Raw genomic sequence first — 12,685 nt, forward strand, 5'->3', positions numbered from 1 at the left:
GGGCGTTTTTATGCGCTCCGATGCTCACGTACCAAATGTACGCTGCGCTTCGGTGCTCGAAAACCACCATTTTCGCTGCCCCCTGACGAATTTTCATTTGGGCTCTCATGGCATCTCCGACGCGCTAGACCAAAAATTGGTGAATGATCTGGCGCACCGGTCTATCGTCGCCTAAATAGATTCCTGTCATCGGAACCGAACGTACCTGCATAGCGTCCCGTTCCGCAAAGCCAGCAACGCATTGGAATGATTATGACCGAAGGAACGTTGAAGGAACCAAGTCTTCAAGACTCTGAGGCTGAAGAAGTCGAGCAGGAATTCGGGACAGCCGGAATTGCGCCAATGGCTCGCCCAAGCAGGACCACACGCTTTTTCATGGGCATCGTCTCCTGGGCAGAGAAGCTCAACCTCAAACACGCCAGGTTTGGCAACCCTCCAGTCTATGACAATGCGGTCTTTCCCTGGACAAGCGAGATAGAAAAGGCTTGGCCGGACATTCGCATTGAACTCGACCGCGTTCTTCTGCGTCAGAGCGAACTGCCTGCATTTCAGGATATTTCGACGGACGTCAAAACAATCTCGACGGACAGTCAATGGAAAACCTTTTTCCTCGTCGGATTCGGCGTGAAGTCAAAACAGAACATTCAAGCCTGTCCCAAGACGTGGACGGCGGTACAGAAGATCCCCAACCTGAAGACAGCCATGTTTTCGATCTTCGAACCCGGCAAACATCTGCCTGCCCATCGGGGGCCTTACAACGGCGTATTGCGGCTCCATCTCGGTTTGATCGTGCCGGAGCCGGGCGACAAGCTCGCCATCCGGGTCAAAGACAGGATATGTCATTGGCAAGAGGGCAAAGCCCTGATCTTCGACGATGCCTACGAACACGAAGCCTGGAATCATACGGACAAGACGCGCGTCGTCCTGTTCGTCGATTTCGTGAAGCCGCTAAAATTTCCCGCCAGTTTCATCAATTGGGCGCTTATGAACCTGGCGATCTTCACGCCATTTATCCGTGAAGGCCTCGACAACCACAAGGAATGGGAAAAACGTTTTTACGCTGAAGCCGAGACCTTGCGAAATCAGTGATGCGCGTCACGAATGCTCGGTGTCGATTTTGACCTTGACCACATCGCCGGGCAGCAGGATGGTCCCTTCTTCAGCGGTCGTCTCTTCGGTTTTTCCGTTGGAGTTGCGGACAATGCTGTATTGCATGACAACAGGATCTGAGCCGTTGCCCGCGGCAGCCGGCGCGTTGACCAGCGCTTCGGTCATCAAGTTTTTGTTCATCTGAAGCTTCAGATTGCTTTCATCGAGCGCGGCCTGCGTTGCCTGCATCTCGGTTGCCAATTCCGACTTGCGCTCATTATCAAGGTCGGTCTCGTTCTGGGTCGATTTACTGATTTCCTGCTTGGCACGCAACGACGCGGTATCAAGATCCAGAAGCTTGCCTTCCATGTCCGCAACCGACGTTTGCAACCCGAGGAGGCGCGAGTTCACGACAAGGCCCTGATCCGCCAGTCCGCCGATGCTGGTAAGTTCCTTTCGGGTCAGATCCAGCTGCCGGTTCTGCACGCCCATTTTCTTTTCGAGCGAACTGATTTCGTTCGTATAGAGCGTTTTGAGGTCGTTCAGCCCATTGATTTGGAGATCAAGGGAATTCTTCCTCGTGCGCATGATTGCCGTTTCATCGTCGACCAGTCTCTTGGTGTTCGATTTCTCGATCAAATCGTCCGGAACCTTGATTTCCTGCACATTGGCCAATTCTGCTTGCAGTCTTGCGAGTTTGACCACCGCCCGGTCATGCGCGGCTACGATGACATCATAGTCCCCGCGCGCATTGAAGTAATCCCGCTCGAAGCGCTGCCCGGTCGTTCGCGGCATACCGCCAGCAAGGCTAACAGCCTTGAGAACCGTCATTTCAGGCTCGAATGCATATCTTCCTGGCGTCTGCACGTCGCCTGAAACGAAAATCGGCCGAAACTCGGATATCTCTACGGAAGCCTCCGGAAGATCGCTAAGGCCGAGTTTCTGCCGGAGGTTCTCGGAGATCTCCTTGGCAATTTCGGATGTGGTCTTGCCGCCGGCGGCTATTTCACCCGCGAAGGGAAGAGACAAGGTGCCTGAGGGTCCAACCCTGTAATCACCCGTGATCGTGGGCCACTCGCGAAAGGTGCCTTCTGCGGTCTGCCATTCGATCACGCGTATGGTGACCTTGTCCATCGGGCCCAACGCGTAATCCGCAGCATGGGCACCCGGCGCAAACAGCATCATGAGAAGCAGCATGCAGCCATAAAAGAACCAGCGCGTTGCAGCGGTGAAACCGCGTGGCATGCCTGAGCACGCACTTGACGGGGAAATCGGGGTCATTTCCAACAATTACTCCTGTAAATCAATCGGGATCGGTGAGGCTATTTCCGCCCTAATCTTGGCAAAGCCACCCGGCCCAAGCCTCATAAGCAGGATCGCGTGACATATATGAGGCGGGAATGATCATGCGAACGATCACAATGTCCTTCCGAAAAGGCCAATTTCAACGGAATGCTTGTCGAAAACAAGGCATTCGTCGAAGGTAATACCGCTGCCCTCGTATATCCGCCCCAGTCAGCCTGGAACGGACGCGAATGATTGTTCGGAAGATAACATAAAAATTGTGCGTTGCAACACAACGTCGTTTGCAGCATGCGAGTTGAATGGCATATTGGCTGTATATTCTGGTCGCGATCGCCGAAATGACCTCGTATTTTGCCGGAATGTTATGTAATTTGAGATCGCAATTCCACGCGTTCGCGCCATAAACATAATTAAATATGCTTATATAGTTGAGTGATTGTAATTAGTTTTGTCTCCTTCTAGACAATTGGATGGGTTGTATAGCCCCGAGATATTGTGTAATTTTTTTATTTGCGCTGCAACATAGCGTGAAAATGTGTCGTGTTTCGTTATTTTGAGTGAAGACAGGACGTGCTTCAGCCGTCCGCTTGCGTTGTATGCTGTATTCGCGGGTCGCAATACCTCGCCAGCTCCAAAAGCGCAGAAAAATTGTGGTTACAAAGTAAGAAAACTGTTATATTCCGGCTTAAAATTAGCCGAGGTGCTTTCATCTAAACTCAAGGGGTTTGGTATAGACAAATTGGCAGCCAAAAAAACATTCATGTACGCGCATTAGCGTCTGTGGGGGGAGATAAAATGATAAGAAACTATACGCCAGCTTTTCTCCGCATAAAGAATGGGAGGAGCTGAGCATTATGAGATTTCCAAATTTTTTAATCGGAATGCTCGGCGTCCTTATCGCATTTGCGATCACGACCTATGTTCTCACGCAATCCCTGTGGGCAACGATAGTCCAGACGCTAATTTGCGCAGTCGTCATCCAGGTAGGATATTTCGCCGTTGTGCTCTTCCTTGTCGCACGTGAGAAACCACGGACGTCCGAGTGGAAGCAGTCCGGGACTAGTGAGCCAACCGGCATTGTCGCCAACAAGCAGCCGCCGTTTAAATCAATTACACCCACAGAAACGCACTAGGTCTGTTTATATTCACGCCATGGCGGCCTTCAAACGGCGTTTTTCTGCGCTCCGGTACTCGAAAACCACCGTTTTCGCCTCGCCCTGACATGAATCTCAACAGACCCTTAAGCGATCCGGAGCAACTTCCGGGCGTCAGAACCTTGCTCTAGACGTCTGCCTCTTGCGGGAGGCCGAAATAATTGTATCCTTGCTGCATCGGTCTGGTGCTGGCAATACGCCCACAGACCATACGTGGTGCGCGCTAACACGCCTTCGTGCATCCAGTAGAGACCCGCACAGTCGAGGGCAGGGGCAATTACAGATAATCCGGACAATAGTGTGTGTGTGATCATCGCTGCGAAGAACGCAGCCGATACCATCGCGGCCGCCATATCCTCCGCCTTGGCGGATATATACGTGGCAGAAGTGATCGTCGTCGACGATGGATCGACCGATGGTACTTCGGAAGCCGCCGGAGGAGCCGATGACGCGAGCGGGCGGCTGCGTATCATTCGTTTCGACGCGAACAGGGGGCCATCTTACGCACGTAATCACGCCATCTCCTGTTCGTCGGCGGCCCTGATCAGTATTCTCGATGCCGACGATTTCTTTATCCCGGGGCGCTTTTCCCATTTGTTGTCAACCAGGGACTGGGATATGGCCGCCGACAACATCGTCTTTGTCGATCAACGTTGGGTCAGCCACTTCAACACACTCGCCATTGACACGTTTCCTCCGGAAACCTGGTTTCTCGACCTGCCGACATTCGTCGACCGCAATATATCGAGGCGCAGCAAGCAGCGCGGCGAGCTCGGCTTCCTGAAGCCTGTCATCCGTCGCGAGTTTCTGGATCGCCACAGCCTGCGCTACAATGAAAAGCTGCGGCTCGGCGAGGATTACGATCTCTATACGAGAGCGTTGGCCCTGGGTGCGCGGTTTCAGATCATCAACAATTGTGGATATGGAGCCGTCGTGCGTGCGGATTCGCTGAGCGGGCGGCACAGGACGGACGACCTGAAACAACTCGCCGATGCCGACAGGGCACTTCTGGATAGCGGCATGCTGTCGGGAGGGGGGCTGGAAGCCGTCCGCGAGCATGAGCGCCATATTCGCTCCAAATTCCATCACAGGCAGTTTCTGGACGTCAAGTCGCAGAAGGGGCTCGCTGCGGCAGCTGTCTATGGTCTGCGCAATCCGTCTGCGGTTTTTCCAATCGCAAGGGGCATCCTGACCGACAAGTTCGATGGAGCCGTCAAAAACAGATCGACTGCCCCCCAGATCAAACCAGAGCTGCGCTATCTGTTTCCGGCAACTGCCAAAACGCAGTGAGCCTGACGCGGATATCAGTTCGAATTTATTGTGCGTTGCACAAAAAGACACAATGGACTAGTCTGTTTCAAGAATAGATCAGGGGTCAATATGAGCGGATTTGCTCAGTTGGGTTCGACAACTGAGCGCGCAACGGATGCAGTCATGATTGACTTGCAGCCAACGAACCCCATGCCGCCAATCAGATACCAGGGTTAGTTTTATGAAAATCATTGTCGAGAACACGGTCTGCCTGAATACTGGCGACGCCGCCATTCTTCTAGCGATCAGGCACATCCTGAGAAACGTTTGGGGCGAGGATTTGCGTTTTCAGGTCTTTGACAGCCAGCCGGAAGTGGCGGCACGGCTTTACCCTTCGAAAGAATATCCGGATCTCGAATTTCACAAACTCCTGTCAGAGTCCGTCTTCAAGTACAGCTACGATCAAAACGTCCTGAAGAACGCCGTCAAGCCGCTCTACAATCGAATTGTCATCGAGGCGCTGCGCCGCTTCGGCAGGGGCGGGTCCATCGACAAGATGTTGTTTAGCGACAGCGACCGGCGCTCGCTTGAGATCTACCGGGACGCTGACCTCGTCATCACGACGGGCGGAACCTATCTGGTCGAGAACTACAACCTCGAACGGCGTCTCAATCAATTCCGTATCGACGCGATAGTCGGTAAGGATCCCGTGTTCTTCACGCAGTCACTGGGGCCCTTCAACAAGGACTATAATCGCCAGGAACTGAAACCCGTCTTTGACCGGAGCCCGCTCATTCTTCTTCGCGATTCCCGGTCAAAGGACCATATTGTCGATCTCGTCGAAGACCCCGACAAATGTCACGTGGTGGCGGATGCGGTGTTCGCGCTCGCCGACACGGACCGGATCGCAGGAATTCTGGCTGCGGACCAGACACCGAAAACCGGTCGCGTCGCTATATCCGTCCGGCACTGGAACTACGTCAAGGGCGGCGGGGACGGCATGCGCCGCTACCTTGATTCCATCCGCAACATCGTCACCACCCTGGTGCGCGATCAGGGCAAAGAGGTGACCTTCCTGTCGACTTGCCAGGGCGTGCCGGAATATGCCCACGACGACTCCAAGGCGGCCAAGGCGATCGTTGCCGAGCTCGATCCCGAGATTGCCCGCCATGTCAGCGTGGACGCGTCATTTCATACACCAGAGCAACTGATGGCGCTTGTAAAAGGGTTCGATTTCGTCGTCGCCACGCGCATGCACATGATGATCATGTCGCTGTGCGTCGGCACCCCGGTGTTGCCGATCGCCTACGAGTTCAAGACCAAGGAAGTCGCCAAGCGCATCGGCGTGTCCGACGTTCTGCTCGACATTGACACGGTGACCGTGGAAGAAGCCGGTCAAAAACTCGATACGTTCATCCAAAATCTGGAACATTATCGCAGAACGAGCCTCAAGGCTGTTCTTGACGAGCACGCATCGGCAATGTCCGCGACTGAGCTTCTGAAGCCGCTTCTTGCCGCGCCTTCAGCGAATGTTGCTCGCGACCTTGGACCAGATGGCCGACAGAGCGCTGCGTGACTGGGGCAGCAAAAGCATCAGAACGAACGCGAACCCATAGTTCAGCAAAACAGCCAGGGTAACCGCCAAAAAATCCGAGCGGGCGATCAGCGACAGGGGCAGCAGCCAGTAGGCGAGCCAGGCGAGCAGGGCCGAAACGATGAAGAGGCCTTGCACCAGAAGCACATCCATCGCCGTCACCGGGCCGACGCGGTGCACAAGCACTGCGAGAACGGGAACGCGCAGGATATAGCCGCTGATGGCATAGGCCGCGGCGACGCCGACGGCACCCCAATGCAAGCCCACGATAAAAGCAACCACAGTCGTGATCGAAGAGTAGATGCCCCAGCGGAACATGGTCTTCGTTCTGTCTTGGCAGATGAAGATCCAGCCTGTGGTGCTCGAAATGGGCTGAATGAGGCCGGCGATGCCGAGCCAGGCGAAAATCGGTGCGACGGGCAGCCATCTGTCGCCGAAAAGAATGCCGACCACCTGTTCCGAGGTAAGGGTCAACGCCGCGATAGCGGGTACCGTGACCGCCGCGAGTACCCAGTTGGTCTGCATGTAGATATCGCGAAAGCGCTTTTTATCGTCCTGTATTCGGCTGAGAAGCGGGATCATCAGGCGTGTCAGCGGCTGATTGATGTTCTGCAAAGGGAACAGCAGAAGCTTGTAAGCGCGGTCGTAATAACCGAGCTCGATTGCGCCTGAAAATTTGCCGATCAGAATATTGTCGAGATTGCGGGAGAAGAAGTTGACGAGGTTGAAGCCTGTAAGGTTGGCGCCGAAGGACATGATGTCCCGATCGATCTTCAAAACCGGCTTGTCCGGTCTAAACCGCGCCACACGCCAGGCTGCAAGCAATCCAACCGCCGCCGATGCTGCAGGGCCAAGCACCAGCGACCAATAGCCCATGCCGGCATAGGCCGCCACGGCCGCTGTTGCAAAGCCTGCAATGGCGGTGACGACATCGTTGATCGCAAGCTGACCGAACTGAAGATGGCGATTCATCAGGCTGAGCGGCATGGCCGCCAGACTTCCGAGGAAAAGCGGCAGGCCGGCGCCGATTGTGATCCCGACCATGCGCGCATCACCGTAATAGGAAGCGACGACGGGGGAGAGCGCGACGACGACGACAGTGCTCGCTAGGCCCGCAAATGCACTCATCCAGAAGACCTGATTGAGCTGCCGCTGACTGATCTCCTTGCGCTGAACGACCGCTTGCTGAAGCCCGAGATTCTGAAAGAGCGCGACGAAGGCCACGATCGGACTGACAGAGGCGACAAGCCCGAAATCTTCCGGAATGAGCAGGCGCGCCAGGACGATGACGGAGAGGAATTGGACAACGATTTTGATGCCTTGGGCGATGACCGTCAAAAGGCCGCCGCGAAGGGCAACGCGTCCAAACTGAAGCGGTTCGGCACTCACGCGCTTAACTTCGCTTCGGCCAGACGCGTGATCATCTGCGCGAACTGATCATTCAAAACATCGGCGTTGAAATCGGCCTCGATTTTTTTCCTTGCAGCCAATGCGATGCGCTCGCATTCGGCCGGGTGTTGGGCGATCCACAGGAGTTTTGCCGCGAGCGCATCAATGTCCTTCTCCGGGACGAGAAATCCTGTCGTCTGGTCCTCTATGAGTTCGGGAATCCCCGAATGATATGTGCTGAGCACCGTAAGCCCGGCAGACATTGCCTCCATGAGGGAGACCGGAATGCCTTCCACATCTCCATCCTGTGCCGTGACGCTCGGCAGCAGGAACAGATGGGCTTCCCGCAAGCGCTGCTTGACCTCGCTGTGCGGGCGCGGTCCGAGAAATGTCACCCTGTGCGCAATATTCAGATCCTTGGCGAGCTGCTTCAGCTCGTCGAGCAATTCGCCGCCGCCTATGATGGTATAGGCCCAATCGAGGTCCGGGTTTGAAATCGAAAGCTGACCCAGCGCGCGCAGGGCAAACTCGATGCCCTTCTTTTCGGTCAGGCGGCAAACCGAAATGACATTCAAGGTGCCTTGATCCCAAGTACGCCACGCATATTCGATCTCGTTGATCCGTACACCCATATGATGCACGACGACGTTTGCTTCCGGCGCCCCGGCGTCGACAAGGGCCTTTTGGAAATAATCGTTGACTGTCAGCTGCCGAGTACCCTGGTCGAACAGGACAGTATATTGCCAGAGGGAGTTGTCGAGGAGCGGCCGGCCAACATCGCGGCCATGGAATATCGTGACCAGGGAAGCGCCGAGCTTCTTCCGCTTGAGCACGCGTGCCACGCGCAAACCATTGTTGCCGAAATGGGCGATTATGACATCGAAATTGTGGAGCTTTCGCGAAAAGACAATGTCGAATGCCGTCGAAACCTTATCCCAGAGGGTTGTTGGCAGTTTTCGAAGGATCGGGCGCAACGGCGCCAGAGCACCCCACCAGCAAACCGTATTTTCAGTCAGCGCCTGCCAATGCTTTGTTCGAGCACTGCCCTGCTTCAGGAGGTTCTCGTTACAGATAACGCCGACCTCGATACCGCGCTCAAGAAATCCATTTACCTGATCCAAAATGAACGTCTCGGACAATGACGGGAACTTGTCGACAACAAAACCAACTCTCATTACCGAGCATTCTTTCAATAAATCTAAAAACATGGGCAGAGCTTTGAGTCCGTCTTGAAACTCTACTGCGGCGGTCATCTGACGCGATTTTCTGTGCTTCCGGTGCTCACGTACTAATGTACGCTGCGCTCCGGTTCTCGAAAACCACGCCATTTGACACTCCGCAGCGACTTTCCAAACTGACTCATATCACGCCACCTGTTTGATATTTTTCTGGCTGGCGGCTTGATCGAGAACGCTGAGAAAGGTCGAAAACTGGCTCTTCGGATCCATCTGCGGCCGCTCGGAAAATTTCCTTGCAGCGGACGAGAGCCGGTCATATTCGCCCTTGTCAGTCCAGAGCGTGCGGATCGCGCCGACCCAATCTTCCAGCGGCGCGTTGTAATCCAGGACAAGGCCGCCTTCGCCAATCGCTTCCGGCAGTCCGCCACGGCGTGACCCCACGACAGGAATGCCGCTGCAATGCGCTTCTGACGCGACGCGGCCCCATGCCTCCTCCCATTTGCTGGGGGCGAGCAGGATCTTGGTGCGCCCATAGACCGTTTTCATGTCGCTGGTGCGGTTTTCGAGTTTGACGTTCTTCAGAGGAGCGATCGTCTTTTCGATGCTGGCCCGGTGATCATCGGCAAGCTTCCAGCTTTCGACAAAGAGAAACGGGATGTCGGGACACTGGCCGGCGATCTGGACGGCCAGTTCAAAACCCTTTTCGTTGTAGGGATTGATGAACGTCACATATTCGCCAGTCGTCGGCGTTCCGTACAGGACAGGGTCGATCGTCGGCGGGATGATGGTCGAATCGATCCCGAATTTTTCCTTGTAGGTCCTCGCGGTGAACTCGGAATTCGCGATGTAGAGTGCAGAATCCAGTTCCCGCAGATCACCGGCAAGTTCGTGGAATTCCACGTTTCTGAGGTAAATGACCAAGGGTATCCCTTCAGCTTGCAGGGCTTTCCCTATCGGAACCGATTTGTGGCATTGCACGACAGCAACGTCAGGCTTGAGCCTTTTGACCGCGAAGCCCGCTGCTTCCCAGGGAAACCAGGCTCTGACCACGGGATAGCCCGGAAAACTGTCGACTGCCGCCCGCTGACCCATGATCTTCATCTTGGCGCGTGCCTTCAGTCCGAACATCCCCTGGCCGAACAAGGCAGCCAGAACCGAGGCTTCGTGCCCCTGATTGCGCAATTGCTCGACCAGATGATGCGTACTCGATTGAACGCCACCACTGAACTGGGGATAGTAGCCGTTGCCGCCCGCAAAAAGTACTTTCATCGCGTGGCTCCTTGTATCCTGTTTTCCACCAGCCCGGCGGCCTAGGCGGCCTGCCTGCCGATGCTGTAATATTCCAGGCCATGACGGGCGATGACCTTGGGATCATAAATATTCCGGCCATCGAAGACGACTGGCGTCGTAAGGGCGTCCTTCATGAGATCGAAGGATGGCGCCCGGAAGCTCTTCCATTCGGTTACGATCAGCAGGGCGTCGGCACCGCGCAACGCTGCTTCCTTGGTTCCGCAAAGTAGCAGGTCATCGCGTTGGCCGTAAATGCTCTGGCATTCCTGCATCGCCTCCGGATCAAAGGCCTGCACGCTGGCTCCCGCCTGCCACAGGGCCTCCATCAGCGTGCGCGAAGGCGCTTCACGCATGTCGTCGGTGTTGGGTTTGAAAGCCAGGCCCCAAAGCGCAAAGACCTTGCCCTTCAGATTGCCCTTGAAATAGCGGTGGACTTTTTCGAACAGGATGGACTTCTGTGCATTGTTCCGCTCATCCACCGCCTTCAGCATCTTGGCATCGAAACTGATGCCTTCTGCTGTCTGGATCATGGCGCGGACGTCCTTCGGAAAGCACGACCCGCCATAGCCTATTCCCGGATAGATGAAGTCGTAGCCAATGCGTGGATCGCTGCCGATACCCTTGCGGACCTCCTCGATATCGGCACCGAGTCGCTCTGCCAGACCCGACATTTCATTCATGAAGCTGATCTTGGTCGCGAGGATGCAATTGGCTGCATATTTCGTGAATTCGGCGCTGCGCACATCCATGACAATCATTTTATCATGATTGCGGCTGAAGGGAGCGTAAAGCTCCCGCATCACCTTTTCCGTGTTGTCGCTGCTGGTTCCAATGATGATGCGGTCAGGCTTCATGCAATCCACCACCGCCGAACCTTCCTTGAGGAATTCCGGATTTGAGACGACATCGAAGTCCAGTTCTTCGCGCCCTCTCGCCTTGAGCACTTCCGCGATTTTCAGCCTTATCTTGTCGCAGGTTCCTACCGGCACCGTCGATTTGCTGACAACGATCTTTGGCGTCTCCATTTCGCGTCCGATCGCCTCTGCCACGGCCAGCACATATTTGAGGTCGGCGGATCCGTCTTCGGTGGGCGGCGTACCGACCGCACTCATCAGGATCTGGCCATGTTTGACTGCAGCTGCGACGTCCGTCGTGAACGTGATGCGGCCCGCTGCGTGATTCTCTCTGACGAGACTCTCGAGGCCTGGCTCGTAAATCGGGATCAACCCCTGATTCAACCGTTCTACCTTGTCAGCGTCGATATCGACGCACAAAACATTGTGCCCCACCTCAGCCAATACGGCGGCCTGTACGAGACCGACATAGCCGATTCCAAAAACTGTTAAATTCATTGGATTTGTTCCTGTGCAAAGACATCGGATCGGATCCGGATCCGGTAATACCAATCATTAAAATCGCGGGCCATAAGGAATGCCCGCAACCAAGTTTCTGTAACTGTCATTGAGCTGTTCAGTAGCTGCCTCTGGCCATGCAAACGGCAGGCACAGTCTTGATGATGATATGCAAGTCGAGTTTCAACGACCAGTTCTCGACATAGTGCCGATCGAACTCCACGCGGCTGTCGTAAGAAACGTCATTGCGCCCGCTTACCTGCCAAAGCCCTGTGAGGCCAGGGCGTGATTTGAGGTAGAACACTGCGGCGTTGCCGTAATTCTCAAGCTCGTCGTGCACGACTGGACGGGGTCCGACAATGCTCATGTGGCCTTGGAGAATGTTGATGATCTGTGGCAGTTCATCAAGGCTCAGCTTTCTCAATACAGCTCCGACGCGAGTGACACGCGGATCATCCTTGAGCTTGCGAGTGGCTTCCCATTCGGCCCTCGCATCCGGATTGGCTGCAAAATAGCTGGCCAGCACGCCATCGCCATCCGGAACCATCGTCCGGAATTTGAGGCAGTGGAAAATGCTGCCCCCCCGCCCAATCCGGCGGTGGCCATAAAATACCGACCCGCCATCGGACAACCTCACAAGAAGTCCAATAAGCAGGAACAGGGGACTAAGGGCAATGAGGCCTGCCAAGGCCCCAGCAATATCGAATCCACGCTTCAGGAATCCGCCCAAAGCAGGGTCGAAATCCGTATCAACGTGGGAATAGCTCAAATCGGTCGATTTGACTGAATCGCTCATGGCACAACTCCGGGGGTCGGGTGATCTAATGGCTGATGCGACGGTATCAAACGGTACATCCAAGGCTATAGCCAAAGTTGCAACAAGAATATGGTGCAACGCAACACAAAAAATTAACACGCGTGAAACACTAAGTGATGGCTAGAAATTGCCCATAAGTTGCCCAATTTTTGACCTCTTCGACTATATTATACGCCTGTTAACTTGCAGACGTTTTGCCGACTATTATTCGCTATTTGCACTGTACTATGGCGGATTTGGCCATGTTTGCGCTTTAAGGCATGGTT

Annotated in this window: 10 protein-coding genes; 4 read left to right on the plus strand and 6 right to left on the minus strand. The window is 54.9% G+C overall.

Translation table 11 applies throughout. From position 1 onward, the window contains the following. Nucleotides 1–252 precede the first annotated feature (252 nt). Nucleotides 253–1,089, plus strand: coding sequence for an ornithine lipid ester-linked acyl 2-hydroxylase OlsC (gene olsC, locus PHA01_RS12390; protein ID WP_271895854.1), 837 nt, complete (start codon nt 253–255; stop codon nt 1,087–1,089). Between the two features lie 6 nt (nt 1,090–1,095). On the opposite strand, the gene PHA01_RS12395 is transcribed toward olsC, so the two are convergent. Continuing rightward, a complete protein-coding gene (locus PHA01_RS12395; protein WP_271895857.1) occupies nt 1,096–2,370 on the minus strand; it encodes a polysaccharide biosynthesis/export family protein in 1,275 nt (424 codons plus the stop codon). A gap of 878 nt (nt 2,371–3,248) precedes the next feature. On the opposite strand from PHA01_RS12395, the gene PHA01_RS12400 reads away from it, so the two are divergent. The 3 genes from PHA01_RS12400 to PHA01_RS12410 all read left to right on the plus strand — a co-directional run bounded on the left by PHA01_RS12400 (nt 3,249) and on the right by PHA01_RS12410 (nt 6,375). Next, nucleotides 3,249–3,527, plus strand: coding sequence for an exopolysaccharide production repressor protein (locus PHA01_RS12400; RefSeq protein ID WP_271895860.1), 279 nt, complete (start codon nt 3,249–3,251; stop codon nt 3,525–3,527). A gap of 297 nt (nt 3,528–3,824) precedes the next feature. Further along, nucleotides 3,825–4,838 (plus strand): glycosyltransferase family 2 protein, encoded by a 1,014-nt coding sequence (locus PHA01_RS12405; protein WP_417020961.1) that lies wholly within the window; start codon nt 3,825–3,827, stop codon nt 4,836–4,838. A gap of 202 nt (nt 4,839–5,040) precedes the next feature. Next, nucleotides 5,041–6,375 carry a polysaccharide pyruvyl transferase family protein gene (locus tag PHA01_RS12410; RefSeq protein ID WP_271895867.1) on the plus strand — a complete coding sequence of 445 codons (1,335 nt, stop codon included), beginning with the start codon at nt 5,041–5,043 and terminating at the stop codon, nt 6,373–6,375. On the opposite strand, the gene PHA01_RS12415 is transcribed toward PHA01_RS12410, so the two are convergent. The 5 genes from PHA01_RS12415 to PHA01_RS12435 all read right to left on the minus strand — a co-directional run bounded on the left by PHA01_RS12415 (nt 6,322) and on the right by PHA01_RS12435 (nt 12,398). Beyond that, entirely contained in the window at nt 6,322–7,782 is a 1,461-nt protein-coding gene (locus tag PHA01_RS12415; RefSeq protein ID WP_271895870.1) for a lipopolysaccharide biosynthesis protein, read from the minus strand. The two genes, PHA01_RS12410 and PHA01_RS12415, sit on opposite strands and share 54 nt — an antisense overlap. After that, nucleotides 7,779–8,957, minus strand: a complete 1,179-nt coding sequence (locus PHA01_RS12420; protein WP_271895872.1) for a glycosyltransferase — start codon at nt 8,955–8,957, stop codon at nt 7,779–7,781. Before PHA01_RS12420 ends, PHA01_RS12415 begins: the two co-directional genes overlap by 4 nt. A gap of 189 nt (nt 8,958–9,146) precedes the next feature. Continuing rightward, complete coding sequence (locus PHA01_RS12425) at nt 9,147–10,229, minus strand: glycosyltransferase (protein ID WP_271895874.1); 1,083 nt, start codon at nt 10,227–10,229, stop codon at nt 9,147–9,149. Between the two features lie 41 nt (nt 10,230–10,270). Next, entirely contained in the window at nt 10,271–11,602 is a 1,332-nt protein-coding gene (locus PHA01_RS12430) for a UDP-glucose dehydrogenase family protein (RefSeq protein WP_271895876.1), read from the minus strand. Nucleotides 11,603–11,720: 118 nt separating this feature from the next. After that, nucleotides 11,721–12,398 (minus strand): sugar transferase, encoded by a 678-nt coding sequence (locus PHA01_RS12435; RefSeq protein ID WP_271895878.1) that lies wholly within the window; start codon nt 12,396–12,398, stop codon nt 11,721–11,723. Nucleotides 12,399–12,685: the final 287 nt, after the last annotated feature.

This window comes from Candidatus Phyllobacterium onerii (assembly GCF_028331445.1).
Lineage (GTDB): Bacteria > Pseudomonadota > Alphaproteobacteria > Rhizobiales > Rhizobiaceae > Phyllobacterium > Phyllobacterium onerii.

Bases quoted from the DNA above. Each gene is read 5' to 3' on its own strand.
- olsC (WP_271895854.1), top strand. From the start codon at position 253: ATGACCGAAGGAACGTTGAAGGAACCAAGTCTTCAAGACTCTGAGGCT.
- PHA01_RS12410 (WP_271895867.1), top strand. From the start codon at position 5,041: ATGAAAATCATTGTCGAGAACACGGTCTGCCTGAATACTGGCGACGCC.
- PHA01_RS12435 (WP_271895878.1), bottom strand. From the start codon at position 12,398: ATGAGCGATTCAGTCAAATCGACCGATTTGAGCTATTCCCACGTTGAT.
- PHA01_RS12420 (WP_271895872.1), bottom strand. From the start codon at position 8,957: ATGAGAGTTGGTTTTGTTGTCGACAAGTTCCCGTCATTGTCCGAGACG.
- PHA01_RS12430 (WP_271895876.1), bottom strand. From the start codon at position 11,602: ATGAATTTAACAGTTTTTGGAATCGGCTATGTCGGTCTCGTACAGGCC.
- PHA01_RS12425 (WP_271895874.1), bottom strand. From the start codon at position 10,229: ATGAAAGTACTTTTTGCGGGCGGCAACGGCTACTATCCCCAGTTCAGT.
- PHA01_RS12400 (WP_271895860.1), top strand. From the start codon at position 3,249: ATGAGATTTCCAAATTTTTTAATCGGAATGCTCGGCGTCCTTATCGCA.
- PHA01_RS12395 (WP_271895857.1), bottom strand. From the start codon at position 2,370: ATGACCCCGATTTCCCCGTCAAGTGCGTGCTCAGGCATGCCACGCGGT.